At 73.6% G+C, this 24,998-nt stretch carries 22 protein-coding genes and 2 pseudogenes; 12 read left to right on the forward strand and 12 right to left on the reverse strand.

Annotated features, from left to right (window positions below; all coding sequences use genetic code 11):
• The coding region (locus B1205_RS11930) for an FG-GAP repeat domain-containing protein (protein ID WP_140158026.1) at positions 1-1,204 on the forward strand (1,204 nt) is incomplete at its 5' end.
• 55 nt (positions 1,205-1,259) lie between these two features.
• Here the strand turns inward: B1205_RS11930 and B1205_RS11935 are convergent.
• Together B1205_RS11935 and trmB are read right to left on the reverse strand one after the other, a co-directional pair.
• Positions 1,260-3,764, reverse strand: coding sequence for a DEAD/DEAH box helicase (locus tag B1205_RS11935; RefSeq protein WP_089155656.1), 2,505 nt, complete (start codon positions 3,762-3,764; stop codon positions 1,260-1,262).
• A 62-nt stretch (positions 3,765-3,826) separates the two neighbouring features.
• Positions 3,827-4,513 carry a tRNA (guanosine(46)-N7)-methyltransferase TrmB gene (trmB, locus tag B1205_RS11940; protein WP_089155657.1) on the reverse strand — a complete coding sequence of 229 codons (687 nt, stop codon included), beginning with the start codon at positions 4,511-4,513 and terminating at the stop codon, positions 3,827-3,829.
• A 177-nt stretch (positions 4,514-4,690) separates the two neighbouring features.
• Here trmB and B1205_RS11945 point away from each other — a divergent pair.
• Together B1205_RS11945 and B1205_RS11950 are read left to right on the forward strand one after the other, a co-directional pair.
• Positions 4,691-5,164 (forward strand): annotated as a pseudogene (locus B1205_RS11945) (hypothetical protein); the annotation flags it as partial.
• Between the two features lie 320 nt (positions 5,165-5,484).
• Positions 5,485-6,078: a class F sortase gene (locus tag B1205_RS11950; RefSeq protein ID WP_254909901.1), complete on the forward strand. Its 594-nt coding sequence runs from the start codon at positions 5,485-5,487 to the stop codon at positions 6,076-6,078.
• A 174-nt stretch (positions 6,079-6,252) separates the two neighbouring features.
• Here B1205_RS11950 and B1205_RS11955 read toward each other — a convergent pair whose 3' ends face one another.
• The 4 genes from B1205_RS11955 to B1205_RS11970 form a co-directional block, all read right to left on the reverse strand.
• The gene (locus tag B1205_RS11955) at positions 6,253-6,477 is read right to left on the reverse strand and encodes a GntR family transcriptional regulator (RefSeq protein ID WP_089155659.1); all 225 of its coding nucleotides are present in this window, start codon (positions 6,475-6,477) and stop codon (positions 6,253-6,255) included.
• 509 nt (positions 6,478-6,986) lie between these two features.
• Complete coding sequence (locus B1205_RS11960; protein WP_089155855.1) at positions 6,987-7,304, reverse strand: antibiotic biosynthesis monooxygenase family protein; 318 nt, start codon at positions 7,302-7,304, stop codon at positions 6,987-6,989.
• A gap of 10 nt (positions 7,305-7,314) precedes the next feature.
• Entirely contained in the window at positions 7,315-8,121 is an 807-nt protein-coding gene (locus B1205_RS11965) for an exodeoxyribonuclease III (protein WP_089155660.1), read from the reverse strand.
• Positions 8,122-8,158: 37 nt separating this feature from the next.
• Positions 8,159-9,079, reverse strand: coding sequence for a proteasome assembly chaperone family protein (locus tag B1205_RS11970; RefSeq protein WP_089155661.1), 921 nt, complete (start codon positions 9,077-9,079; stop codon positions 8,159-8,161).
• Between the two features lie 390 nt (positions 9,080-9,469).
• Here B1205_RS11970 and B1205_RS11975 point away from each other — a divergent pair, with 390 nt between their 5' ends.
• The 3 genes from B1205_RS11975 to B1205_RS11980 all read left to right on the forward strand — a co-directional run bounded on the left by B1205_RS11975 (position 9,470) and on the right by B1205_RS11980 (position 11,376).
• Positions 9,470-10,351 (forward strand): peptidase M23, encoded by an 882-nt coding sequence (locus B1205_RS11975; RefSeq protein ID WP_089155662.1) that lies wholly within the window; start codon positions 9,470-9,472, stop codon positions 10,349-10,351.
• Positions 10,352-10,443: 92 nt separating this feature from the next.
• The gene (locus tag B1205_RS29645) at positions 10,444-10,593 is read left to right on the forward strand and encodes a hypothetical protein (RefSeq protein WP_176308556.1); all 150 of its coding nucleotides are present in this window, start codon (positions 10,444-10,446) and stop codon (positions 10,591-10,593) included.
• A 39-nt stretch (positions 10,594-10,632) separates the two neighbouring features.
• Positions 10,633-11,376 carry an EcsC family protein gene (locus B1205_RS11980; RefSeq protein ID WP_089155663.1) on the forward strand — a complete coding sequence of 248 codons (744 nt, stop codon included), beginning with the start codon at positions 10,633-10,635 and terminating at the stop codon, positions 11,374-11,376.
• Between the two features lie 34 nt (positions 11,377-11,410).
• On the opposite strand, the gene B1205_RS11985 is transcribed toward B1205_RS11980, so the two are convergent.
• Positions 11,411-12,253: a GDSL-type esterase/lipase family protein gene (locus tag B1205_RS11985; RefSeq protein ID WP_089155664.1), complete on the reverse strand. Its 843-nt coding sequence runs from the start codon at positions 12,251-12,253 to the stop codon at positions 11,411-11,413.
• Between the two features lie 172 nt (positions 12,254-12,425).
• On the opposite strand from B1205_RS11985, the gene B1205_RS11990 reads away from it, so the two are divergent.
• The 5 genes from B1205_RS11990 (at position 12,426) to B1205_RS12010 (ending at position 17,040) form a co-directional block, all read left to right on the forward strand.
• Positions 12,426-12,689, forward strand: coding sequence for a DUF6343 family protein (locus B1205_RS11990; RefSeq protein ID WP_089155665.1), 264 nt, complete (start codon positions 12,426-12,428; stop codon positions 12,687-12,689).
• Positions 12,690-12,701: 12 nt separating this feature from the next.
• Positions 12,702-14,114, forward strand: coding sequence for an NADP-dependent succinic semialdehyde dehydrogenase (locus B1205_RS11995; protein WP_089155666.1), 1,413 nt, complete (start codon positions 12,702-12,704; stop codon positions 14,112-14,114).
• Positions 14,115-14,202: 88 nt separating this feature from the next.
• On the forward strand, positions 14,203-15,168 hold the full coding sequence (locus tag B1205_RS12000) for a TIGR03885 family FMN-dependent LLM class oxidoreductase (RefSeq protein WP_089155667.1): 966 nt from the start codon (positions 14,203-14,205) through the stop codon (positions 15,166-15,168).
• Positions 15,169-15,205: 37 nt separating this feature from the next.
• On the forward strand, positions 15,206-16,786 hold the full coding sequence (locus B1205_RS12005) for a Na+/H+ antiporter (protein ID WP_089155668.1): 1,581 nt from the start codon (positions 15,206-15,208) through the stop codon (positions 16,784-16,786).
• Positions 16,783-17,040: a UBP-type zinc finger domain-containing protein gene (locus tag B1205_RS12010; protein ID WP_089155669.1), complete on the forward strand. Its 258-nt coding sequence runs from the start codon at positions 16,783-16,785 to the stop codon at positions 17,038-17,040. The genes B1205_RS12005 and B1205_RS12010 overlap by 4 nt, the downstream gene beginning before the upstream one ends.
• Before the next feature lie 3 nt (positions 17,041-17,043).
• Here the strand turns inward: B1205_RS12010 and B1205_RS12015 are convergent, their stop codons facing one another.
• The 4 genes from B1205_RS12015 to B1205_RS12030 all read right to left on the reverse strand — a co-directional run bounded on the left by B1205_RS12015 (position 17,044) and on the right by B1205_RS12030 (position 21,469).
• Positions 17,044-17,577: a GNAT family N-acetyltransferase gene (locus B1205_RS12015; protein ID WP_089155670.1), complete on the reverse strand. Its 534-nt coding sequence runs from the start codon at positions 17,575-17,577 to the stop codon at positions 17,044-17,046.
• A gap of 250 nt (positions 17,578-17,827) precedes the next feature.
• Positions 17,828-18,430, reverse strand: a complete 603-nt coding sequence (locus tag B1205_RS12020; protein WP_089155671.1) for an HAD family hydrolase — start codon at positions 18,428-18,430, stop codon at positions 17,828-17,830.
• Between the two features lie 36 nt (positions 18,431-18,466).
• Entirely contained in the window at positions 18,467-18,787 is a 321-nt protein-coding gene (locus B1205_RS12025; RefSeq protein WP_089155856.1) for a DMT family transporter, read from the reverse strand.
• Positions 18,788-18,859: 72 nt separating this feature from the next.
• Positions 18,860-21,469, reverse strand: a complete 2,610-nt coding sequence (locus B1205_RS12030; protein ID WP_089155672.1) for a glycoside hydrolase family 9 protein — start codon at positions 21,467-21,469, stop codon at positions 18,860-18,862.
• Between the two features lie 211 nt (positions 21,470-21,680).
• Here B1205_RS12030 and B1205_RS12035 point away from each other — a divergent pair, with 211 nt between their 5' ends.
• Positions 21,681-22,406, forward strand: a complete 726-nt coding sequence (locus tag B1205_RS12035) for a PP2C family protein-serine/threonine phosphatase (RefSeq protein WP_089155673.1) — start codon at positions 21,681-21,683, stop codon at positions 22,404-22,406.
• A gap of 6 nt (positions 22,407-22,412) precedes the next feature.
• Here the strand turns inward: B1205_RS12035 and B1205_RS12040 are convergent.
• Positions 22,413-24,997 (reverse strand): annotated as a pseudogene (locus B1205_RS12040) (ATP-dependent RNA helicase).
• Between the last annotated feature and the right edge of the window lies 1 nt (position 24,998).

Consider the following 24,998-nt stretch of genomic DNA (forward strand, 5'->3'; position numbering starts at 1 on the left):
CGACGGCACGTTCGCCGCCCCACAGTTCGTGCTCGCGGATCTCGGCTATCAGGCCGGTTGGCGGGTGGAGAAGCATCCCCGGTTCCTGGCGGACCTGACCGGGGACGGAAAGGCCGACATCGTGGCGTTCGGCGACGCCGGCGTCTACACCGCCCGCAGCAACGGCGACGGGAGCTTCGCGTTCACGCCGACGCCCGCCCTCACCGACTTCGGCTACGCCGCCGGCGACTGGCGGGTGGAGCGGCATCCGCGTGCCGTCGCGGACGTGACCACCACCGGCCGTGCCGACCTCGTCGGCTTCGGCGAGGCCGGCGTCCTCGTCGCGGTCAACCGGGGAGACGGCACGTTCCGGCCCCGCCCGCTCTTCGTCATCCCCGGCTTCGGCGCCGGCCAGAGCGGCCCGTTCACCCAACAGGGGCCGTTCCTGCCGGACCCGAACGTCGGCGTCGTGCAGGCCTCCGGTGGGCACCGCGGCACGGTGTTCTACGTCGGCGGCGACTCCGCGCGTCGGCTGTGGAAGTGGACCGAGGGGATGCCCGGCTGGCAGCAGCTCGTCCCCGGCGGGGGAGCCGGGCAGGCACGGCGGTTCTTCGTCGACCCGTACCGCCCCCACCTGCTCTACCTGCTCGACTCCGAACATGTTCTGCGCTCCGACGACGGCGGCGTCACCTGGCGGATCGACGCCGCGCTGGAGCGGATGCTCACCTGCGACGGTCGCATCGAGGCGGGCCGGGACGAAGACGCCGACGGCCAGGGCGACCACTACGGCGCGATCCTCAGCGACATGCAGTTCCACCCCACCGACCCCGGGCGACGCTTCGCCGTCGGCCTGGCCGGTGCCTTCACCACCGCCGACGGCACGGTCTGGACGCGTCTGCTCGACACCGGGGCGCTGCGCGGCCGGCCGGCGAACTGCTACTACGACCAGGTCTCCGACCCGGCCGACCCGGCGCTGTACGTGTCGTTCGCCGGCCGGGGCGTCGTGCGGATCACCGGCTTCGCGGCCACCGGCGCCGCCCGGGCCACCGCCGTCCCCGCCCGGTTCGAGGACCCGTCGCCCGACCCGCCCCGGTCCCTGGTCCGAACCTCGGACGGGCGGATCGGTGCCGCGCAGGCCCGGCCGGACGGCCGGGCGTCGGTCACCTTCGACGACGGGCAAGCCGTCGTCGACGCCGACGACCTCAGCCCGCACGACGGCGGCTGAGCCGCCGGGCCACCACACCCCGACGGGCGGCGGCGACCGGCGCGGGGGAGCCGGGTCAGAGCTGACCGACGTCGGTGACGCGGACCACCGCCGCGCCCACCTCGTCGGAGGCGGCGAGGTCCACCTCCGCGCTGATGCCCCAGTCGTGGTCGCCCTCCGGGTCGTCCAGGATCTGGCGTACGGTCCACCGCTCGCGGCCCTGCTCGATCATCAGCAGTGCCGGCCCGCGCGCGTCCGGCCCCACCCCGATCGAGTCGTACGCCTCGAAGTACGGCTCCAGCGCGTCCGCCCACGCGTCCGCGTGCCAGCCCGAACCGCTGTCGAGTTCGCCCAGGTCGTACCAGCGGCGCAGGGCGGCCAGCTCGACCCGGCGGAACATCGCATTGCGCACCAGCACCCGGAACGCCCGCGCGTTGCGGGTCACCGCCGGCGGCCGGTCGTCCAGCGACGCGGCGACCTCGGCGACGTCGGACGGGTTGCGCAGCCGCTCCCACTCGTCGATCAGGCTGGAGTCGACCTGGCGGACCAGTTCACCCAGCCACTCGATGAGGTCGACCAGTTCCTCGGTCTTGGCGTCCTCGGGCACGGTCTGCCGCAGCGTCTTGTACGCGTCGGCGAGGTAGCGCAGGACCAGCCCCTCGGACCGGGACAGCCCGTAGAACTGGACGTACTCGGGGAACGTCATGGCCCGCTCGTACATGTCGCGGACCACGGACTTCGGGGCCAGCTCGTGGTCGGCGACCCACGGGTGGCCCTGCCGGTACATCTCGTACGCGGCCTCCAGCAGCTCGGCGAGCGGCTTGGGCCACGTCACCTCGTCGAGCAGTTCCAGGCGGGCCTCGTACTCGATGCCCTCGGCCTTCATCGCGGCGACCGCCTCGCCGCGGGCCTTGAACTGCTGCGCGGAGAGGATCTGCCGGGGGTTGTCCAGGATCGACTCGATCACGCTGAGCACGTCCAGCGCGTAGGACGGGGACTCCCGGTCCAGCAGCTCGATGGCGGCCAGCGCCAGCGGCGAGAGCGGCTGGTTGAGCGCGAAGTCGAGCTGGAGGTCGACGGTGAGCCGCACCCGGCGGCCGGTCTCGTCCGGTTCGGGCAGCTCCTCGACCACGCCGCCGGCGCGCAGCGCCCGGTAGATGGCGATGGCGCGGCGGATGTGCCGGCGCTGCGCGGTCGGGTCCTCGTGGTTGTCGGTGAGCAGGTGCCGCATCGAGGCGAACGCGTCGCCGGGGCGGCCGATCACGTTGAGCAGCATCGAGTGGCTGACCTGGAAGCTGGAGGTGAGCGGTTCCGGCTCGGCCTCGACGAGGCGCTGGAACGTCGGCTCGCCCCAGCCGATGGAGCCCTCCGGCGGCTTCTTCTTCACCACCTTGCGGCGCTTCTTCGGGTCGTCGCCGGCCTTCGCGAGCGCCTTCTCGTTCTCGATCACATGCTCGGGGGCCTGCACCACGACCCGGCCGATGGTGTCGAAGCCGGCCCGCCCGGCCCGGCCGGCGATCTGGTGGAACTCGCGGGCCTTGAGCAGGCGCGTCCGCACCCCGTCGTACTTCGACAGGCCGGTGAACAGCACGGTGCGGATCGGCACGTTGATGCCGACGCCGAGCGTGTCCGTGCCACAGATGACCTTGAGCAGCCCGGCCTGGGCGAGCGTCTCCACCAGGCGGCGGTACTTCGGGAGCATGCCGGCGTGGTGCACGCCGATGCCGTGCCGGACCAGCCGGGACAGCGTCTTGCCGAAGCCCGAGGTGAAGCGGAAGTTGCCGATCGCCGCCGCGATCATGTCCTTCTCGGCGCGGGTGCAGACGTTCACGCTCATCAGCGCCTGTGCGCGTTCGAGCGCGGCGGCCTGGGTGAAGTGCACCACGTACACCGGGGCCTGCTTCGTCTCCAGCAGCTCCTCCAGGGTCTCGTGCAGCGGCGTGGTCGCGTACGAGAAGAGGAGCGGGACCGGCCGCTCGGCCGAGCGGACGACGGCGGTCGGCCGACCGGTGCGTCGGGTCAGGTCGTCGACGAAGCGGGTGGTGTCGCCGAGCGTGGCGGACATCAGGATGAACTGGGCCTGCGGCAGCTCGATCAGCGGCACCTGCCAGGCCCAGCCGCGGTCCGGCTCGGCGTAGAAGTGGAACTCGTCCATGACCACCTGGCCGACGTCGGCGCGGCGGCCCTCCCGCAGCGCCAGGTTGGCCAGGATCTCGGCGGTGCAGCAGATGATCGGGGCGTCCGCGTTGACGCTGGCGTCGCCGGTCAACATGCCGACGTTCTCCGCGCCGAAGACCTCGCAGAGCGCGAAGAACTTCTCCGACACCAGCGCCTTGATCGGCGCGGTGTAGAAGCTGGTCCGGTCGTCGGCCAGCGCCGCGAAGTGCGCCGCGATCGCCACCAGGCTCTTGCCCGAGCCGGTCGGCGTATTCATGATCACGTTCGCGCCGGAGACGATCTCGATGACCGCCTCCTCCTGGTGGGGGTAGAGGTCGAGGCCGCGCCCGGACGCCCAGGAGGCGAACGCGTCGTAGAGCGTGTCGGGGTCGGCGGTCTTCGGCAGCGCGGCGGTGAGAGTCATGGCGGCTCCCATCGTGCCTGGGCGGTGCCCCGCCGCGCCAACCGGGTTCGCGCTGACGCCTGTCAGCGCCGCCGGTGGATCAGGTCGAAGATCTGCCGGCCGGCGGTCAGCGCGCGTCGCTCGAACTTCGTCACCGGTCGGTGCGCCGGGCGCGGCGCGTACCCGCCGTGCACGTCGACCAGCTCCGGGTCGGCGGTCAGCGTCTCCCGCATCGACTCGGCGTACTCGGCCCAGTCGGTCGCGCAGTGCAACGTCCCGCCCGGCGCCAGCCGGGAGCGCAGCAGCGCCACATGCACCGGCGCGATGATCCGCCGCTTGTGGTGGCGGGTTTTCGGCCACGGGTCGGGAAAGAAGACGTGCACCGCGTCCAGGCACCCCTCCGGCATGGCCCGGACCAGGTCCAACGCGTCGCCCTCGGCCACCCGCACGTTGCCCAGCCGGTGCCGCTCCACCAGCTCCAGCAGGTTCGCGATTCCCGGCGTGTGCACCTCGACCGCCAGATAGTGTCGGCTCGGGTCGGCCGCCGCCATGGCGGCGGTGGCGTCGCCCATGCCGGAGCCGATCTCCAGCACCAGCGGCGCCCGCCGTCCGAACAGCGCCGTCGGGTCGCACGGCCCGTCGAGGGCGGCGATCTCCATCCCGTACGCGGGCCAGAGCCGGGTCAGCGCGTCGCGCTGCCGGTCGCTCATCCGCCCGCGACGCGGATGGAACGTGCGGATGCGGGCGGTGGGAACGTCGGTGGTGGTCACAGCGACCCGAGCCTACGCGACCGCCGCGCCGATCGGATGTGAGGTGCGGCCGGGGGTGAGAGGATTCATCCCGTACGCCGGGAGGGGTCATGGGGTCAGAGAGGGTACGTGCGGCGCTGTTGATCGCGGTCGTCGTGTGCACCGCCCCGCTGCTCGGCGCGGCGGCCGCCCACGCCGCCCCGCGTGCCGCCGAGCCGGTGCCGGAGGGGCCACCNCGTGGAGGTCACCCCGAGCACGGTGTCGCCCGGCTACCTGGTCGGCATCCGGGCGAGCTGCCGCGACAACTCGATACCGGCGATCGTGGCCTCCGACGCCTTCGGCAGGATCCAGGTGCAGCCGCAGCGCGGCCTGCTCACCGCCTCACCGATGGTCAACGAGCGCACCCGGCCCGGCAACTACCGGGTCAAGCTCGAATGCCCGGGCGGGGAGACCGCCTCCACCATGCTCCAGGTGGTCAAGCAGATGCAGCCCACCCGGCCGCCGACCCACCCGCCCAGCCACTTCCCGAGCCGCGGCCCGGCGACCGGCTTCGGCGGCACCGCCGGCCCCGGCCTCGGCGGCCTGCTGGTGCCGGTCGGGTTGGCGTTGAGCATGGTCGGTGCCGGGCTCGGCGTGACCGCGTCCCGCCGCCACGCCGCGCGGCGGCGCTGAGGCCCGCCGTGACCGACTACTCCGTCCCGGCGTCCGGGTCGCGGCCGTGGACACCGCCGCCTGCCGTCCCGCCTGCCGTTCCGGCGCCCGGGTCGGGTCCTGGGATGCCGCCGTCCGCCGCTTCGGGGTCCGGGTCGCGGCCGTGGACGCCGCCGCCTGCCGTCCCGGCGTCCGGGTCGCGGCCGTGGATGCCGCCGCCTGCTGCGTCCCGGCCCTGGGAGCCGCCGGCCGGTCGGCTCTCCGGACGATCCCGGGCCTCCGTTCCGCCGCCCGCCCCGCCGCCGAGGCGGGATCAAGGGCGGAGCCCCTGGTCGAAGCCGCTGGCGGTGCTGTTGGTGCTGGCCGGCGTGTTCGCCGTCGGGGCCGGGCTCGGCCGCACCGCCGGGCCGTTCGACTGGGCCGAGGCGTCGGCCGGATCGAGCGCGGCCGTGCCCCAGCCGGTTGCGGCACCGGCTCGGAAGCCGGTGAGCCGACCGGTCCGACTGTCCGTGCCGGCGATCAAGGTCGACGCGCCGGTCACCCCGGTCGGTCAGGCCCGGGACGGCTCGGTGGACGTGCCGCCGCTGACCGAGACCGACCAGACCGGCTGGTACAACCGGGGTGCGGTGCCGGGGGAGCCCGGTCGGGCGATCATCGTCGGCCATGTCGACAGCAAGAGTGGACCGGCCGTGTTCTACCGGCTGCGCGACCTGAAGCCGGGCGCCCGGATCACGGTGACCCGCGCGGACCGCAGCGTGGTGACGTTCACGGTCGACAGTGTCGAGTACTTCGACAAGGCGAACCTGCCCGCCGCCCGGGTCTACGGCGACACCGGGCCGGCGGAACTACGCCTGATCACCTGCGGCGGCACCTGGCTCGGCGGCCGCACCGGCTACGAGGACAACGTAATCGTCTTCGCGTCCCGCACTACGTGACCCCGAACCGGACATACCGCCCCTAAGCTGCCAGGTGCCTCCCGTGGCCGGGGCGGCCGCGCGCCAGTTCGGTGAAGTGGTGGCATCCGTTGCCCTTCATGCCGCCACTTCGGCGAACTGGTGGCGATCACCGCGCTTCAACCGGTCATGTGGACCCTTGCCCGGGTGCCAACCTCACTCCGGCTCGGCTACGTAGACACCCTTGCCGGGCTGGCCAACCACCACACCTCGATCTTTGAGAATCGACATCACGCGGCCGATGGTCGAGATGTGAACGCCGTACGTATCGGCTAGCTCGCGAGTCGAGGGCAGCTTGGTGCCGGAAGCGAGTTCCCCGGACTCGATCTTCTCCGCGATCTCGTTCGCTATGCGCCGGTAGTCGACTCTCTCCGTCGGCATCAGTTGATCTCCGTTGGTTCCTGGCTTCGGCAGGCCAATTCGATCACGGCCTAACCTGCTCCAGCAAGTTTTCTGATGGGCGGTGCGTCATGGGTTGCCTACTCCTACAAGTTGGAATAGGTTGCTCAACGAGACGGCTCCCTGGTTTCGGCAAATTCCTGGTTCCCGGCTCGCACACCCACCTGGGGGAGCACGACGCGTGGACTCTGCCCCCCCAGGTGGGGACTAATCGTGCTCCTCGGAAGGGTGACCGTCGTGCCGATGGATGAGCCGGGCGCGGGTTCCGCCGCCCGGGAGATCTTCGAGGCCCATCGCATCATCGACGTACACCGGACTCGCCCACCGAACCGGATGCTGCCGAATGGGGCGTGCCTACAATGCCGCAACCGGCACTCCTGCCCAGCGCTCTCCGCGCTTGCGTCGATCATGAAGTTAGCGGTCCAAAAAGAGCTAAGGAGTGCCGCCAACTTCATGATCAACGGGGTGGGGCGGGGGCGGGGGCGGGGCTGTTAGGGGGTGGGGACCTGTAGGGCTACCTCGAACTCCAGGAGGGTGGCGCCGGTGGAGACCGGTTTGCGGGGTTCGGCGCCCTCGGGGGAGGCGTGCGCCGCCCGCGACGGGCCCTGGGCCCAGGACTGGTAGGCCTCCTCCGTCTCCCACCTCGTGTAGACGAAGTAGCGGGTCTCGCCGGCGACCGGGCGCAGCAGTTCGAAGCCGAGGAAGCCGGGGGAGTTCTCCACCGTGCCGGCCCGGGCGGCGAACCGCTTCTCCAACTCCTCGCCGGCGCCGGGCGGGACGTCGATCGCGTTGATCTTCACGACTGCCATGACGTCCACCCTACGGCGACTCGAGCGCCTCGACAGCCGGCACCAGGTCGGCGTCCACCACGATCGGGGCGTGGTCGGACGGGCCCTTGCCCTTGCGGGCCTCCCGGTCCACGTACGCGGAACGGACCGCGCGGGCGAACGGCGCGGTGGCGTACACCAGGTCGATCCGCATGCCCTTGTTCTGGTGGAACATCCCGGCCCGGTAGTCCCAGTAGGTGTACGGGTGCGGCCCCTTCATCGGGGTGGGCACCACGTCGTCGAGCCCCAGGTCGCGCAGCGCGGCGAGGGCGGCCCGCTCGGCGGGCGTGACGTGGGTGGAGGTGGCGAACAGCGCCGGGTCCCAGACGTCGGCGTCGGTCGGCGCGACGTTGAAGTCACCGCAAACGGCGAGCGGGAGAGGGCCGGCCGCCTCCGGCGCCAGGGCGTCGCGCAGCGCGGCGAACCAGGCCAGCTTGTACGCATAGTGCGGGTCGTCGGGGGCACGGCCGTTCGGCACGTAGATCGACCAGACCCGCACGCCGGCGCAGGTGGCGGCGAGCGCACGGGCTTCCGGGGCGGGGAAGCCGGGTTCGCCGGGGAAACCGACCGTGACGTCGGCCAGCCCGACCCGGGACAGGACGGCCACCCCGTTCCACCGGCCGTCGCTGTGGCTGGCCACCTCGTAGCCCAGCTCGCCCACCTCGGCAACGGGGAACGCGCCGTCCGGGCACTTCGTCTCCTGCAGGCAGAGGACGTCGGGCGTCGTGGTGGCCAGCCAGTCGAGCAGCCGGGGGAGGCGGGCCTTCACCGAGTTGACGTTCCAGGTCGCCAGGCGCATGTCTCCAGCCTGCCGCATCGCCGCCCGCCCCGCCGGGTCAGCGTTCCGGGGTGTCGCCCGGGTGGGTCTGCTCGGCGAGGAAACGCTCCAGCTCGGCGCCGAGTTCGTCGGCGGTGGGCAGCGGGCCGGTCTCGGTGGCGAGCAGGCTCTTCTCGCCACGGCCCCGGGCGAACGTGTCGTACTGCTCCTCAAGGGCGTGGACCAGCGTGGCCGCCTCCTCGGTCTGGGCGACCTGGCGGTCGATCTCCACCCGGACCGCCTCGGCGGCGGTCCGCAGGCCGTCGCGGGGCAGCAGCAGGCCGGTGCCCCGGGACACGGCGGCGAGCAGCGCCTCGGCGGCGGCCGGGTACTCGGCCTGGGCGACGTAGTGCGGGACGTGGGCGGCGAAGCCGAGGGCGTCGCGGCCCTGCTCGCCGAGGCGGTATTCGAGCAGGTGCCCGACGCTGGACGGCACCTGAACCTTCTGCAACCAGGGCTCGTGCCCGGCGATCAGCTCCGGGCGGGTGGCGTGTGCGGTGACGCCGCTGGGCCGGGTGTGCGGCACCGCCATCGGGATCGAGTTGAGCCCGACGGTCAACCGGACGTCGAGGCGGGCCGAAAGCCCGGCGACGGCGGCCACGAAGCGCTCCCACTGCAGATCCGGCTCGGGGCCGGTGAGCAGGAGGAACGGCGTCTCGTCGTCGTCGTGCAGCAGGTGCAGCTCCAACGCGGGGGCGTCGTAGTCGGCCCAGTGGTCCTCGACGAAGGTCATCACCGGCCGGCGGGAGCGGTAGTCGAAGAGCTGGTCGACGTCGAAGCGGGCGATGGTGCGGGCGTCCAGGGAGGTGAGCAGCTGTTCCCGGGCCAGTCGGGTGGCGCTGCCGGCGTCGACGAAGCCGGTGAGCGCCTGGATCAGCACCGGCTGGCCGAGGTCGGTCAGCTCGTCGGTGAGTTCGTAGAGCTCGTGTGGATCGAGCACCGGGTGGTCCTCCCTGTCGACGCGTACGGGCCCGCCGTGCGCACGGCGCCCCCGATTCGGCCAACGTACCGGGGGCAGTGGTCCATTCCGTTACGGACCGGTCCGCTGCCCGGATCGTGATCACAATTCGGCTACGGCCCAGCCTGGCGGCCCATGCCCGGATCGTCCGAACGGACGAGTTAGTCGATCATCGGCCGGGACGACGGCGGCTGCGACGTTCCTGCCCGAGCCGCGCCGCCGCGCCGCCGCTCGGCGGTTCGCCCGCTCCGCGTGGTCCGTGCCGAGGCCCGACGGGCTCGTAGGGGATGACCGACTCGACCGGCGCGGATTGTGGCGAGGGCCACTCTTAGGCCCTAGGTGATCCCGGTTTGTCCTGCCTAGCCTCGTCGGATGCGTGACGACGGCACCATCGACGACCCGAACGGCCCCGGCCGCCCGGCTGACCGTTCGGACGATACCCCCTCCATCGACCGGACAACCACCGTTCCGCCCCCGCCCACCGGCTCATGGCGTACCCGTCTGCGGAACCCGCGGGACCCGCGGCCCGGCCGCACGCGGCTGGCCGTCGCCACCGGCGCGGCCTGCTGCCTCGGCCTGGCCGGCGTCAGCCAGGTCGGCTTCGGCGCCCCGGACCGGGCCGCGGCCCCGGCCCCGACGGCGGAGGTCGCCGAGCGGGCGGCACCCGAGGCGGCCTCCCGCGGCCTGGCCCGCCCGAGCACCACCCCCAGCACCCCCAGCACCGCCCCGAGCACCGTCCCGGCCACCCCGAGCGCCAGCCCGTCGCGGGCGACCAGGCCGAAGGCCACGGTCAAGCCCCGGCCGAAGCCCCGGCGGATCGTCCCGGTCGCCGGCCTGAACCGCATCCAGATGGACAACGCCACGACGATCGTGCGCACCGGCAAGAAGATGGGTGTGCCGCGCCGCGGGCTGGTCATCGCGGTGGCCACCGCGATGCAGGAGAGCACGCTGCTCAACTACGCCAGCGGCGTGCTGCCCGAGTCGCAGAACTTCCCGCACCAGGCCGTCGGCTGGGACCACGACTCGGTCGGGCTGTTCCAGCAGCGTCCGAGCAGCGGCTGGGGCACGGTGGCCGAGCTGATGGACCCCGAGTACGCGACCAGGGCGTTCCTCTCCGCCCTGGCGGAGATCCCGGGCTGGGAGAACCTGCCGCTCAGCGTCGCCGCCCAGGCGGTGCAGGTCTCGGCGTTCCCCGACGCGTACGCCCAGCACGAGTGGCGGGCCGGCGAGGTGGTGGCCGAGGTCCTCGGCTGAGGACGGTGGACGGTTGCCGGGGCGCCGCTTCGGGTACCAGGGACTTGCCGGTCCCTAGTACACATGAGGGGGACCGCGGACAGGAGGACATCATGTCGCTGATGCAACGGATCACCGCCTTCCTGCGGTCGCCGCGCGGCCAGCAACTGGTCGACCGGGGCCGGCGCGAGCTGGCCAAGCCGGAGAACCAGGCCCGGCTGCGTCAGGTCGCCACCCGGCTGTCGTCGACCCGCCGGCGCTGACCCGCCCCTTCCCCCGCCGTACGACCCTCGGAGCATCCCGTGACCGACCCCGCCCCCACCGACGGGGAGCAGAACACCGTCCCCGCCACCCCGACCCCGTCGGTGGAGGCGCCCGAGACACCCCCGGCCACGCTCTGGGACCGGATGCGCGAGGACCCGCAGTACGCGCCGGAGCACCTGGCCCTGGAGGCGGTGCGCCGGCTCGGCCCGGAGGCGGCGCAGTGGGCCGCCCGGGAGCGGGAGTCACGGCCGGACGTGCCGGCCGAACACCTGGCCGACCAGGCGGTCCGTCGGTTCGTCAACCACGCCCGGCTCTCCGGCGCGGTCTCCGGCGCCGCCGGTCTGCCCGGCGCGGTGATCGACGTCGGCGTGCTGGCCTGGACCCAGGCCCGGCTGGTGCTGCACGTCGCCGCGGCGTACGGCGCCGACCCGACGCACCCCGACCGGGCCACCGATCTGCTGGTGCTGCAACGGGTGCACAAGGTCGCCGAGACCGCCCGGCTGGCGCTCGGGGTGGCCGCCGGGCGGGAACGCGCCGGCGCGCTCTTCGGGTCGACCGGCGACCGGGCGATGGGCCGGGTGATGCTCCAGCTCGGCGTCCGGCTGGCCCGGATGGCCGGGGTGCGCGCCGCCAAGCGGATGTTCGCCAAGGTCATCCCCGGCGCCGCGATCGTGCTCGGCACCTGGGCCAACTCCTCGGCCACCAAGGAACTCGCCGACCGGTCCCGTGCGCTCTACCGGAGCGCCGGCCCGCGCCAGCTCCCCGGGCCGCGCCGGCCCTGACGCCGGGCCCCGGTCGGGTCCGCGCGGCCGGGGGTCAGTCCGCCCAGCCGGAGGCGTTCCAGGCCACCTCCGCCAGCCGGCCCTGACCGGCCGCGTTCGGGTGGAACCAGTCCAACGAGTTCACCTGGTCCAGGCTGAACCGGTGCCGGTGCACCGCGCCGCCGTCCCACCGGCAGCGCGACCCGTACGCCCGGCAGGCGGCACGAAGCTGCGTGTCGTACGCCTCGATCCTCTCCCGGACGCGGGCCCGGCGGGCGACCACGGCGGGCGCGGTCGACGTGGCGTCGGCCAGCAGCGCCGGGCAGACGCCGCGCGACCAGGCCCGGACGGCCCGCGACTCGGTGTGCCCGATCGTCCAGAGGCGGTACAGGTCCGGCACGCTGACCACCAGCACCCGGGCCTTCGGCCGGCCCTCACGCAACACTTTCAACGCCGCGTCGACCTGCTTGCGGAAGGTGGCCGCCGAGGTCATCTCGTCGACGCCGCCCCGGCAGACGTCGTTCGCCCCGATCAGCACGGTGACCAGGTCGGCCTTGTCGCGTACCGCGGATCGGGCCTGGTCGGCGAGGCCGGCGGCGCGGGCGCCGGGGACCGCCCGGTTGTACGCCCGCAGCCCCGGCGCGTCCGCCCGCAGCCGCCGGTAGACGCTCTCCACCCGGAGGCTGTCCCCACTCGACCAGGAGTTGCGCTCGCAGCTCACCAGCACCAGGCAGGAGCCGAAGCCGGTGGTGACCGAGTCGCCGAGCGCGGTCAGCACCCGGGGGTCGCCGGCGCGGGGCGTGTCCGACGGGCGCGGTGAGGCCGAACCGGAGCCGTCGCAGGCCAGCGCCACCAGCGCGGCCAGGCAGGCCAGCGCGGCGACCCAGCGTCGAGGCATGCGGTTCCCCCGTCCGGTGGCACGAAGCGGCGCGTCGACCCTATGCGCCTCGGCCGTCCGTACGGAAGGTCTGTCGCCTTTTTGGCATCGACCCCTGTCGTTCACGCGGGTGTGCTCGGGCTCCACCCGGCCGCACCGGTTAGCCCCGGCCGTGCCGGGGTAGGCCGCAGGAATGACCCGATCACAGCCCCGCCGCGCCCGTGGCACGGTCGGCCACGCGAACAGCGCGCTGAACCTGCGCCTCGTGCTGGCCCTGTTCGGTCTGGTGGTGATGACCGTCTTCGCGGTGCTCGCGTTCGCCGCCGACGTGGCCTGGCTGGGCGTCGTCTGCGCGCTCCTCGCCGTGGTGGCCGTGGTCGACCTGGTCGTCATCCAGCGCCGTCGTGCCGCCCGCCGCCGGGAGGAACCGGGCGTACGGCACTCGCTGTTCGAGTGACAGGAGTACGACATGCCCATCGCCACCACCAATCCCGCCACCGGACAGGTGCTCAAGACGTACGACCCGATGTCGGACGAGCAGATCGACGCCGCCATCGAGCGGGCGGACCTCGCGTTCCGGCAGTTGCGCGACACCACGGTCGCGCAGCGGGCCGAATGGCTCACCGCCGCCGCCGACCTGCTCGACGCCGAACGGGACTCCACCGCCCGGCTGATGACCACCGAGATGGGCAAGACGCTCGCCGCCGCGAAGGCGGAGGTCACCAAGTGCGCCACCGCCTGCCGTTTCTACGCCCGCAACGCCCCGGAGATGCTCGCCGACGAACCCGCCGACGCCGCCTCGGTCAAGGCCATCCGGGCGTACGTCCGCTATCAGCCGATCGGCCCGGTGCTCGCGGTGATGCCGTGGAACTTCCCGCTCTGGCAGGTGATGCGCTTCGCCGCACCGGCCCTGATGGCCGGCAACACCGGCCTGCTCAAGCACGCCTCGAACGTCCCGCAGACCGCGCTCTACCTGGAGGACGTGTTCCGCCGGGCCGGTTTCCCCGAGGGCGCGTTCACCACCCTGCTCGTCGGCTCCGACGCGGTCGACCGCATCCTCAGGGACCCGCGGGTACGCGCCGCCACGCTCACCGGCAGCGAGCCGGCCGGCCGCTCCATCGCCCAGATCGCCGGCCGGGAACTCAAGAAGACCGTGCTGGAGCTGGGTGGCAGCGACCCGTTCGTGGTGATGCCCTCGGCCGACCTGGACAAGGCGGCCGAGGTGGCCACCACGGCCCGCTGCCAGAACAACGGCCAGTCCTGCATCGCCGCCAAGCGCTTCATCGTGCACACCGATGTCTTCGACGCGTTCGCCGAGAAGTTCACCGCCCGGATGGCGGCGCTGCGGGTCGGCGACCCGATGGACGACGACACCGACGTCGGCCCGCTGGCCAGCGAGCGCGGCCGGGACGAGGTGCACGCCCAGGTGACCGACGCCGTCGACCGGGGCGCCACCGTGCTGTGCGGGGGCGAGAAGCCGTCCGGTGACGGCTGGTACTACCCGCCGACCGTGGTCACCGACCTGCGGCCGGAGATGCGGATGTGGGCCGAGGAGGTGTTCGGGCCGGTCGCCGGCCTCTACCGGGTCGGCTCGTACGACGAGGCGGTCGAGGTCGCCAACGGCACCAGCTTCGGTCTCGGCTCGAACGCCTGGACCAGCGACCCGGCCGAGCAGGAGCGCTTCGCCACCGACCTGGACGCCGGCAACGTGTTCGTCAACGGCATGACCACGTCCTATCCGGAGCTGCCGTTCGGTGGGGTGAAGAACTCCGGGTACGGCCGGGAGCTGTCCGCGCTCGGCATGCGCGAGTTCTGCAACACCAAGACGGTGTGGGTCGGCGAGGGCGAGGCCGGCGCGGGCGCCGGCGCGCACGCCGAGTGAGGTGTTAAGCGGGGGCCCCGCCTCTACCGGAGGCGTTAAGCGGGGGCCCCTGCTTACATCCCCAGCGGGGTGGGTAGGAGTGCCGGGCATGACGGCGTTCGGCTTCCACGCATCCCATGAGCAGATCCACCCGGCAAAGCTGCTGGAGGCGGTGATCCACGCCGAGCGCGCCGGCTTCGACGCGGCCATGTGCTCCGACCACTTCTCGCCGTGGAGCGAGCGGCAGGGCCAGTCCGGCTTCGCCTGGTCGTGGCTCGGCGCGGCGCTCCAGGCCACGAACCTGTCCTTCGGCGTGGTGAACGCGCCCGGCCAGCGCTACCACCCGGCGATCATCGCGCAGGCCATCGGCACGCTCGGCGCGATGTACCCGGGCCGGTTCTGGGCGGCGCTGGGCACCGGCGAGGCGAGCAACGAGCACATCACCGGTGACGTGTGGCCGCGCAAGGAGCTGCGCAGCGCCCGGCTGCGCGAGTGCGTCGACGTGATTCGCGCGCTGCTGGCCGGCGAGGAGGTCAGCCACGACGGGCTGGTCACCGTGGACCGGGCGCGGCTGTGGACCCGGCCGGAGGAGCCGCCCGCGCTGGTCGGGGCCGCGGTCAGCGTCGAGACCGCCCGCTGGTGCGCCGAGTGGGCCGACGGACTGATCACGGTCAACGCGCCGGTCGACCACCTCCGGCAGATGATCGACGCCTACCGGGACGCCGGCGGACGCGGTCCGCTGCACCTCCAGGTGCATGTGAGCTGGGCCCCCGAGCAGGCCGAGGCGGAGGCGATCGCGTACGAGCAGTGGCGCAGCAACGTCTTCGCCCCGCCGGTCTGCTGGGACCTGGAGACCCCCGCGCACTTCGACGAGGTCAGCGCCGAACTGCCGATGTCACGGGTCACCGACGTCGTCAACGTCTCCGCCGACCTGGGCCGGCACGTCGGCTGGCTGGAGGAGTACGTCGAGCTGGGCTTCGACCAGATCGCCCTGCACCACGTCGGGCAGGAGCAGCGCGCGTTCCTCGACGCGTTCGGCGCCGAGGTGCTGCCGAAGGTGCGCCCCACCGCGTGATCACCGGCTGGCCCGGCGGGGCCTAGGCTCGTACCCCATGGATGCTCTGTTCGAGGTCGTCGTCTTCCTGGCGATCGCGACGTTCGGGGCGGCGCTGGCCCGCCGGCTCGGGCTGCTCGCCCCGATTTTGCTGGTGGTGCTCGGTCTCGCGCTGTCCTACCTGCCGTTCTTCCCGCATGTGCGGCTGGAACCGGACCTGGTGCTCGTCGGCATCCTGCCGCCGCTGCTCTACGTGGCGGCGGTGAACACCTCGGTTCCGGCGTTCCGGCTCAACCTGCGGCCGATCCTGCTGCTCGCCGTCGGGCTGGTGATCTTCACCGCGTTCGTGGTGGGCACCGTCGTGCACCTGTTCCTGCCCGACCTGCCGTACGCGATCTGTGTGGCGCTCGGCGCGGTGGTGGCGCCGCCCGACGCGGTCGCCGCCACCGCGGTGGCCCGTCGGGTCGGCCTGCCCCGGCGCATCGTCACCATCCTGGAGGGGGAGAGCCTGGTCAACGACGCCACCGCGCTGGTGCTGCTGCGGGTGGCGATCGTCGCCGCGACCGCCACCACCGGCGGCGTCGGGATCGGCTACGTGGCCTGGGAGGTGCTGGTCGCCGCCGGCGGCGGCATCCTCGTCGGGTTGCTCGGCGTGGTGGTCTTCGGCTACCTGCACAAGCGCATCACCGACCCGGTGCTCGACAACGCGCTGTCGCTGATCGTGCCGTTCGCGGTGGTGTTCGCCGCCGAGGAGATCCACGCCTCCGGGGTGGTCGCGGTGGTGGTGACCGGCCTCGGCATCGGACACAAGCTGCCGATGCTCATGTCGGCCGGGTCGCGGTTGCAGGTGACCGCGTTCTGGCGGCTGATCCAGTTCCTGCTGGAGGGGCTGGTGTTCCTCCTGGTCGGCCTGCAACTGCCCGAGGTGGTGCGCGACCTCGACGAGCCGCTCGGCTCGCTGGTCGGGATCACCGCCGCGGTGCTGGCCGCCGTTCTCCTGAGCCGGTTCGTCTGGCTCTTCCCGGCGACCTACCTGGCCCGGCTGGTGCCGAGGGTCCGCCAGCGTGATTCGTCCCCGCCGGTGCAGTACCCCATCGTGATCGGCTGGGCCGGCATGCGCGGGGTGGTGACGCTGGCCGCCGCGCTGGGTCTGCCGCTCACGCTCGCCGGCGACCGGTCGTACCCGAGGGCGCTGCTGATCTGGCTGGCCTTCGCGGTCATCGTGGCCACCCTGGTCGGGCAGGGGGCCACGCTGCCCTGGGTGGCCCGGAAGCTGCGGCTGCCGCCGGACGACCCGGTGCAGGACGCGCTCTCCGCCGCCGGCGTGCAGCAGCGGGCCAGCCGGGCGGCCCTGGAGCGGCTGGACGGGCTGGCCGCCGACGCCCCGGCGGCCGTGGTGGAACGGCTGCGCGGGCTGAGCGCGGCCCGCGCCAACCTGGCCTGGGAACGGTTGGGCGGCACCGCCCGGGAGACCCCCTCCCAGGCGTACGCGCGGCTGCGACAGGAGATGATCGACGCCGAGCGGGAGGTGTTCCGGGCCGCCCGTGACTCCGGCCAGATCCCGGAGGAGGTGCTCACCCGCGCCTATCGTGATCTGGACCTGGAGGAGTCCCTGCTGCGACAGGAGAACGTCGAATGAGCTGCCAGCACCTGACCGAGGCGGGCGACGCCGAGCCCGTGACCACGAGCGAGTGCCCCGACTGCGTGGCGGTCGGCAACCCGGACTGGGTGCACCTGCGCTCCTGCCTGAGCTGCGGGCACGTGGGCTGCTGCGACTCCTCGCCCTACCAGCACGCGACGAAGCACTTCGAGTCGAGCGGGCACCCGGTGATGCGGTCGATCGAGCCGGGGGAGGCGTGGCGCTGGTGCTTCGTGGACGACGAGATCGGCTGACCGTCAGTCGAGCCGGCGGGCCAGCACCTGCCCCGGCCACGGCACCCGGCCCGGCCGGTGGACCGTGAACTCGTCGGTGGCGGTGAAGCCGCAGCCCTCGTAGAAGCGCACCAGCGCCCGGTCCGCGCTCCGGTAGCAGTCCACCCGCAGCAGGCCCAGCCCGCGTGCGTGGGCCAGCTCCGCGGCGTGCGCCAGCAGCCGCGCGCCGATTCCCCGACCCGCGTACGCCCGGTCGGTGACCAGCAGGTTGACGTACAGCTCCGGCTCGGTGGCCGGCGGCACGTACTCGGTCGCCGCGCCGACCACCAGCGCGCCGGCCTCCGTGCCGTCGATCTCGGCGAACCACAGGCCGCCGCCGTGGGCGTAGGCGTCGGCCTGGGCGACGCGGCGTGGATCGGTCGAGGCCGGGTCGGTGCCCCACTGACCGGTCCGGCCCCGTTCGGCCAGCCAGGCGATGGCGCTGTCGAACAGCCGCAGCACGGCGGGCTCGTCGCCGGGCCCGCCCGGCCGGATGGTGATGCTCCGTTGGTCGGTCATCCGGCCATGCTGCTACACCGGCGCGACCGGGGCACCGCCCGCTTCGGCGGTGGCGGGTGCCTGCGCCAACCCGGCGTGTCGGCTCCGGCGTGTCGACCTGCGGCGGAAGAGTGTCCTCAACAGCGATATGACCACAGGTCATAAAAATGACACAGCGGTATATCGCTCTCCACCGCATGTTCTCGGCGCGGCGTCACGCGAGGTCACATCCGGCGACCCGTATGCCGGTCGCGCGGTTCCTCCGGCACGGTCACCGGGCCGCCGACCGCTCCCGGGGGTGCGGCACCCGGACCGACGCCATGCCCGCCGCCGTCGCGGACTCGACACCGAGGTCGGTGTCCTCGAACACGAGGCAGCCGGCCGGGTCGACGCCCAACCGCCGTGCCGCCAGCAGATAGCCCTCCGGGTCGGGCTTGGGTCGCGTGTAGTCCTCGGCGCAGACCAGCGTGTCGAACCGGTCGAGCAGGCCCAGCGCGGTGAGCGACGCGGTCACCGACTCCCGGGTGCTGCCGGAGACGACCGCGAACGGCACCCGACCGTGCGCGTCGTCGATGTGCGCCAGCACCTCCGGCACGGCGGTCACCCCGGGCAGCAACTCCTGGAACAGGTCCTCCCGGCGGCGGGCCACCGCCTCGACCGGCATGGCCAGCCCGTGTCGCTCGTTGAGGTCGACGACGATGTCGGCGACCGGCCGGCCGCCCCAGGCGTAGAACAGGTCCTCCGGGAGTTCGCAGCCCCACTCGGCCAGCGCCGCGCTCCACGCCCGGTGGTGCACCGGCATCGAGTCGACGATCGTGCCGTCGCAGTCGAACAGGTACGCGCGGAAGTCGCCGCGCGGCAGGGGAAGCGTCACCGCTGCAGGGTACGCCCCGTCGGGCATCGAGCCGGGTCAGTGGGCGCCGCCGAGGTTGAGCACCACCACGCCGGCGATGACCAGACCGGCCCCGACCACCTTCGCCACACTCAACGGCTCGCCGAGGAACGCCGCGCCGACCGCCATGATGGCCGCGGTGCCCAGCCCGGACCAGATCGCGTACGCGACGCCGACCGGGATGTCCCGGACCACGAGGGCGAGCAGCCCGAACGCGGACAGGTAGCACACGACCAGGCCCACCGTGGGCCAGAGCCGGGTGAATCCGTCGCTCGTCTTGAGCAGGCTGGTGCCGATCACCTCGGCGGTGATCGCGAGGGCCAGGAGCAGATACGCCATCTGCGGACCGTACCCGGCGGTCCCGTGATCGGCGGTGGTGGCGTCGGACGGACGCCACCACCGCACCACGGGTCAGGAGACCGTGCAGGCCTTCCCGTTCAGGGTGATCAGGGTGGGGTTGGGGTTGGGGGCACCGGACCCGGTGCCGTTCAGGCCGAACGTGGTGGACGCGCCGGGTGCCAGTTTCGCGTTCCAGGGCAGGTTCTTCGCGGTCACCGTGGCGCCGGTCTGGTCGACCTGCGCCGACCAGGACTGGCTCACCTTCTGGTCGGCGGTGAACGCCCACCGCAGGCTCCAGCCGTTCACCGCCGACGTGCCGGTGTTGCGCACCGTCACCTGGGTGGTGAAGCCGGACGGCCAGCTCCCGTGGGTGGTGTACGTGACCGCGCAGGTGGGCGCCGGCACGGCCGCCGCGTCACCCTGGTCGGCCAGGAACGACGCGAGCCAGGCCAGCGCCGAGTTCCAGTTGATCGCCACCTCGTTGGTCGAGTACGAGTTGATGTCGTCGACGTAGCAGGACATCGGCGCGCAGCCGGCGAGCAGGTTCGCCGCGTACGGGTCCTGGAGGGCGGCGTTCGGGCCACCGGCGAGCGAACCGGCCGGCGGTGTCGGCAGGTCCGGGTTGAGCTGGTGGCCGAAGATCCGGCTGTGCTGGTTGTGCGCGTTCTGCTCGCCCCAACCGGTCACGTAGGACATGTTCAGCGCGTTACGTCCGAACAGGTAGTCGGCGCTCTGCACCGCGCCGTCGCGGTACTTCGCGTCCCGGCTCAGGTCGAACGCGGTGGCCAGCACGATCGCGTTGTTCACCAGGTTGCTGTTGCTGCCCCAGACGTACGCGTCGGCGGTGCCGGGGAACGGCAGGCCGTACGCCTGGTCACCGATCGTGGCCAGGTAGCGGTCGGCGGCGGCGGTGACCGACGCGCGGATGCGGGTCTTCTCGGCGGCGGGCAGCGTGTTCGGCACGGTGGCCAGATCGAGCCGGCCCAGCGCGGCCACGCTCTGCCAGCCGAACGCGCCGTTGGGCGTGAAGACGTCGGCGGTGTGCAGCGGCGAGCCGGTGACGTCGGCCAGGTACGCCTTGTCGCCGGTGCTCAGCCACAGCTCGGCGGCGGCCCAGTAGAACTCGTCGGTGACGTTGTTGTCCTCGTACGCGCCGCCGCCGGTGCCGTCGCTGGCCGAGGCGTAGATGGCCGGGTGGGCCTTGGCCGCCGCGTACGCGGTCTTCGCGGCCGTGCCGCAGCGGGTCGCGAAGGCGGCGTCGTACGGGGCGAACAGCCGCGCGCACTGGGCGGCGACGGCAGCCAGGTTGAGCGTGGCCGCGGTGGACGGCGGGTGCAGCTCACGCACCTGCGGGTCGTCCTGCGGGGCGAGCGGAAGGCCGGTCCAGTTCTGGTCGTGGATCTTGTGGTGGACCATCCCGGCCAGCGGCTTGCCGGCCGGCACCTGCATGCGCAGCAGGAAGTCCAGCTCCCAGCGGGCCTCGTCGAGCACGTCCGGCACGTCGTTGCCGCGCTCGGGCACCCGCAGCGTGGCGTCGCCGAGCGCCGCGCCGCCGTCGGCGGTCTCCGCGGTCTTGGTGCGCTCGAACGTGTTCAGGAGCTGGTAGGTGGCGATGCCGCCGTTGACCACGTACTTGCCGTGGTCGCCGGCGTCGTACCAGCCGCCGCGCACGTCCAGCTTGTAGTCGCAGACGCCGGGCTGGCAGGGCACGTTCGTGTCGCCCTTGTTGGGGGCGACGTCGAGGTGGCCGGCGGGGCGGGCGTACTCGTCGCCGATCAGGTCGCCGTCGATCGCGATGCCGCTGCGCTGGGCGTAGAAGAACTGGAGCGAGTCGGCGCGCAGCCGGTCGTAGAGCGTGCCGGAGATGTCGAACGGGTGGCTGGTCTCGCCGTCGACGGTCAGCGTGTAGCCGGTGCCCGGCGTGCGGTACGCGGAGAAGTCCACGGTCTGCACGTTCTGGGCCGAGGCGTCGTCCACGCCGCGCGGGGTGGTCCGGCCGCTGGCCACCACGGTCCCGGCGGCGGACTTCAGCTGCCAGGGCAGCGCCTCGGTGGCCTCGGTCACCACGGTGGCGTGCTTCGGCCCGCCGGGCAGGTAACCGACCTGGTTGACCCGCACCCGCGGCCCGGTGTCCGGCTCGTACGGCGGGGCCGCCTCGCCGCCGCGCAGCGACACGTTGTCGAGGCAGAACGTCTGGGCCTGCGCGCTGCCGCCGATCTGGAAGATCAGTTGGGCCCCGGCGTTGTCGGCCGGCGCGGTGAACGTGGTGGTGACGTGCTTCGCGGCGCCCGTGGCGGTGGCGTCCACGCTGGCGTAGGTGGTGTATGGGGCGCTGCCGAGCTGGAGGACCGCCTTGAGGGGCGCGCCGGGGGTGGCGGAGACGTCGAAGGACAGCTCGTACTCGGCGCCCGCGATCAGCGGCACCGCGTCCTGGCCGATGCCGGCGTCCCAGGGGTTGGCCGTGCCGGCGGCCACCGAGGTGCAGAGCCGGCCGTCGATGACGCCCAGCTCCCCGGTGCCGTAGGAGAACCAGGGGGAGACACCGGCGCTGAAGTCGCCGTTGCGCAGTTGTTCGGGTGCGTCCGGCGGCACCTCGGCGCGGGCCGGGCCGGCGGTGGCGCCGGTGAGCGCCAGGGTGGTGGCCGCGGCGAGCGCGACCAGCCGACGACGGGATCGGGTCACGGAGATTCCTTCCGTGCTACATGGTGGTGAGGGGCGGGAGTGCTGGGAGCGCTCCCAATATCAGGCCGATGTTTCCACCGCGTTCCGCCGCTGTCAATCGATCCGACCCGATGGCCGCCGTCCGCCCGTGCGCAGTGAGATTCACCGCGCCACGTACGATGATGGTGATCTCCTAGAGACACCGAGCCCTCGACCTGGCAGGCTGCGTCCCATGACCCTGAAGCTTCGTTCCGTCGGAGCGAGCGACCGTGGGCTGATCCGCAGCGGCAACCAGGACGCGCAGCACGCGGGCGCGTGGCTGGTCGCGGTTGCCGACGGCATGGGCGGCATGGCGGCCGGCGACCTGGCCAGCCGCATCGCGATCGACGCGATCGCCCCGCTGGACGTGGAAACCCCCGAGCACGCGCTCGTCGCCGCGCTCCAGGGCGCCATCGAGCTGGCCACCGTGGGCATCCGCCAGGCCGTCGAGGAGGACCCGGAACGCCAGGGCATGGGCACCACGCTCACCGCGTTGCTGTTCGCCCGCACCGGCAGTTGCCTGGCGCTGGCGCACGTCGGCGACTCCCGGGCCTACCTGTTCCGCGAAGGCGTGCTCAAGCAGGTCACCCGCGACGACACCTTCGTGCAGATGCTGGTCGACCAGGGCGTGATCACCGCCGACCAGGCCCACAGCCATCCCCGCCGGGCCGTGGTGACCCAGGCGTTGCAGGGCGACAAGGTCTCCCCGGCGTACGCGACCATGGTGCCCCGCGCCGGCGACCGCTGGCTGCTGTGCAGCGACGGCCTCTCCAACGTGGTCCGCGCCGACACGCTCACCGAGGTGCTGAGCGACCACCCGGCGCGGGACGCCTGCGCGGCCAAGCTCATCGACCTGGCGTTGCGGGCCGGCGGCCCGGACAACGTCACCGTGGTGATCGCCGACGTCGTCGACGAGTAGGCGCGGTCAACGCCGGCGCGGGCTGGCCCGGCGCGTCGGCTCGGCCGTCGTCGGGTCCTCCGGCCAGGGGTGACGCGGATAGCGCCCACGCAGCTCCGCCCGCACCTGCGGGTAGCCGCTCCGCCAGAACGACGCCAGGTCCGCGGTGACCGCCACCGGCCGTCCGGCGGGGGAGAGCAGGTGCAGCAGCACCGGCACCCGCCCGTCGGCGACGCGCGGCACGTCCCGCCAGCCGAACGTCTCCTGGAGCTTCACCGCGAGCACCGGTGCGGCCGGGTCGGCGTAGTCGAGCCGGATCCGCGAGCCGCTGGGCACCGGCAGTCGCTCCGGCGCCAACTCGTCGAGGCGGGNGGCCAGGTCGGCCCGGCGTCGCGCCCGGGCCAGTTCCGGCCCGAGCCAGGCCGGCGCGGCGTCGAGCAGCGCGGCGTCCGACACGTCCGGCCAGTCGTCGCCGAGCGCCTGCCGGAGGAAGGCCAGCCGGCGGCGTAGCCCGGTCGCCTCGGCCGTCCAACGGAGCAGCGCCAGGCCCTCCTGCCGCAACCCGTCGAGCACCGCCGTGCCGACCAGTTCCGGATCGGGCGTGGCCAGCGGCCGGTCGACCAGCACGATCGCGCCGAGGCGGACCACCTCCCGGGCCACCACGTCCCCGCCGGACCAGGCGACCTCCCGGTCGGTGCGCAGCAACCCCACGCCGGCCTCGCGGGTGGTCGCCTCGTCGATCGGGGCGGCCAGCCGCACCCGCGCGGCCGGCGCGCCGGGGGAGCGGTCGGCCACCGCGACGGCGAGCCACATCGACCCGGCCAGGCCCGACCCGGCCGCCAGCTCCGCGGCGGTCCCACCGGCCATCAGGTACGCGGACCCGCCGGCCCGCCGCGCCCGGGCCAACCGTTCCGGGTACGCCAACCCGGCCAGCAGCCCGGCGGCCAGATCGTCGGGCAGGTGCCCGGCTCCACCACCCGGCTTCGACGCGGACCGCGCGGCCGGGTAGCCGGTGTACGGCGTCGATGGGCCGTCGGTTTCCGGCGCCAATCGTCCGGCCCGGTCGTCGGCGGTACGCGCCGATGGCCGACGCGGCCGGTCGTCGGCGTCACGCGTCGACGGTCGACGTGACCGGTCGTCGTCGGGCAGGGCGGCGCGCAGGCGGCGTACCTCGGTGCGCCAGCGGGCGGTGGCGGCCGGGTCGGCGGCGGCGCGCAGCCGGCGCCACCGGGCCGGCAGGTCGTCCCCGGCACCGCCCAGCGTCTCCTCGGCCAGCACCGCCACCACCTCGGCGGCCCGGTCGGCGCCGACCCGGGCGGCGCCGTCGAGCAGCGCCCGGGCCAGCCGGGGATGGGCCCCGACGCCGGCGATCGCCCGCCCCCGGGCGGTGATCCGGCCGTCGGCGTCCACCGCCCCGAGCGTGGTCAGGGTCTCCCGGGCGACGGTCAGCGCGGCCGGTGGCGGTGGGTCGGGCAGCGCGAGACCGATGCCGTCCGGGGTGCCCCAGGCCGCCAACTCCAGCGCGAACCCGGTCAGGTCGGCAGTGGCGATCTCCGGTTCGGGCTGCGGGGCGAGCCGGGCGTGAGTCGCCTCCGACCAGCAGCGGTAGACCGTCCCGGGCGCCTCTCGCCCGGCCCGGCCGGCCCGCTGGGTGGCCGCCGCCCGGGACACCGGCACGGTGACCAGCGTGCCGAGCCCTCGGGCCAGGTCGGTGCGGGGTACCCGGCTCAGCCCGGCGTCCACCACGACCCGGACGCCGGGCACGGTCAGGCTGCTCTCCGCCACCGCGGTGGCCAGCACGACCCGCCGGCGGGCGGCGGTCCCCGCCCCCGTCGTCGCCGCCCACGCCCCGGCGGTGGCGGCCGGGTTCAGCGCCGCGTCCTGGGCGGCCGCGGGCAGGCGGCCGTGCAACGGCAGCACGGCGACCGTGTCGCGCAGGTCCGCCAGCCGGCCGGCGACGGCGGCGATCTCGCCCGCCCCGGGCAGGAAGACCAGCACGTCCCCGTCCCGCTCGCGCAGCGCCCGGCGGACCGTGGCGGCCACGTGGTCCAGCAGCGCCGGGTCCACCCGACCCGCCCCGGGCGGAGCCGGTGGGCGAGGCGGTGGCGCCCACACCCGTTCGACCGGGTGCAGGGCGGCCTCGGCGCGCACGATCGGCGCGGGGGCGTCGCCGCCGAGCAGCGCGGCGAACCGGTCCGCCTGCGGCGTCGCCGACATCGCGAGCAACCACAGGTCCGGCCGGAGGGTGGCCCGTGCCTCCACACTGAACGCCAGCGCCAGGTCCGCGTCGAGCTNNNNTGGTGCAACCGCCGGACCAGCAGGCCGGTGGTGACCACCTCGACCCGGGTACGCGGGCCGCCGCGGCGCTCGCCGCGTACCACGTAGCCGATCCGGTCGCCGACCCGTTCACCGAGCAGGGCGGCCATCCGGTGCGCGGCAGCCCGGGCGGCCACCCGCCGGGGCTGGGCGATCACCACCCGACCGGCCACCGCGTCGGCCAACGCGAGGGGCGCGGTCGTGGTCTTGCCGGTGCCGGGCGGGGCCACCAGCACCCCGGCTCCGGTCGCGCGCAGCGCCTCGACCAGCGCCGGCAGCACCGGCCGGACCGGCAGG

Source organism: Micromonospora sp. NBS 11-29 (genome assembly GCF_002140155.1).
Taxonomy (GTDB): Bacteria; Actinomycetota; Actinomycetes; order Mycobacteriales; family Micromonosporaceae; genus Micromonospora.

What these genes read in the sequence shown, in the direction of transcription:
- B1205_RS11995 (WP_089155666.1), top strand. Translation starts at nt 12,702, where the DNA reads ATGCCCATCGCCACCACCAATCCCGCCACCGGACAGGTGCTCAAGACG.
- B1205_RS29645 (WP_176308556.1), top strand. Translation starts at nt 10,444, where the DNA reads ATGTCGCTGATGCAACGGATCACCGCCTTCCTGCGGTCGCCGCGCGGC.
- B1205_RS12015 (WP_089155670.1), bottom strand. Translation starts at nt 17,577, where the DNA reads ATGACCGACCAACGGAGCATCACCATCCGGCCGGGCGGGCCCGGCGAC.
- B1205_RS11985 (WP_089155664.1), bottom strand. Translation starts at nt 12,253, where the DNA reads ATGCCTCGACGCTGGGTCGCCGCGCTGGCCTGCCTGGCCGCGCTGGTG.
- B1205_RS11965 (WP_089155660.1), bottom strand. Translation starts at nt 8,121, where the DNA reads ATGCGCCTGGCGACCTGGAACGTCAACTCGGTGAAGGCCCGCCTCCCC.
- B1205_RS11990 (WP_089155665.1), top strand. Translation starts at nt 12,426, where the DNA reads ATGACCCGATCACAGCCCCGCCGCGCCCGTGGCACGGTCGGCCACGCG.
- B1205_RS11975 (WP_089155662.1), top strand. Translation starts at nt 9,470, where the DNA reads ATGCGTGACGACGGCACCATCGACGACCCGAACGGCCCCGGCCGCCCG.
- B1205_RS12000 (WP_089155667.1), top strand. Translation starts at nt 14,203, where the DNA reads ATGACGGCGTTCGGCTTCCACGCATCCCATGAGCAGATCCACCCGGCA.
- B1205_RS11955 (WP_089155659.1), bottom strand. Translation starts at nt 6,477, where the DNA reads ATGCCGACGGAGAGAGTCGACTACCGGCGCATAGCGAACGAGATCGCG.
- B1205_RS12010 (WP_089155669.1), top strand. Translation starts at nt 16,783, where the DNA reads ATGAGCTGCCAGCACCTGACCGAGGCGGGCGACGCCGAGCCCGTGACC.
- B1205_RS12035 (WP_089155673.1), top strand. Translation starts at nt 21,681, where the DNA reads ATGACCCTGAAGCTTCGTTCCGTCGGAGCGAGCGACCGTGGGCTGATC.
- B1205_RS12005 (WP_089155668.1), top strand. Translation starts at nt 15,206, where the DNA reads ATGGATGCTCTGTTCGAGGTCGTCGTCTTCCTGGCGATCGCGACGTTC.
- B1205_RS11935 (WP_089155656.1), bottom strand. Translation starts at nt 3,764, where the DNA reads ATGACTCTCACCGCCGCGCTGCCGAAGACCGCCGACCCCGACACGCTC.
- B1205_RS12025 (WP_089155856.1), bottom strand. Translation starts at nt 18,787, where the DNA reads ATGGCGTATCTGCTCCTGGCCCTCGCGATCACCGCCGAGGTGATCGGC.
- B1205_RS11960 (WP_089155855.1), bottom strand. Translation starts at nt 7,304, where the DNA reads ATGGCAGTCGTGAAGATCAACGCGATCGACGTCCCGCCCGGCGCCGGC.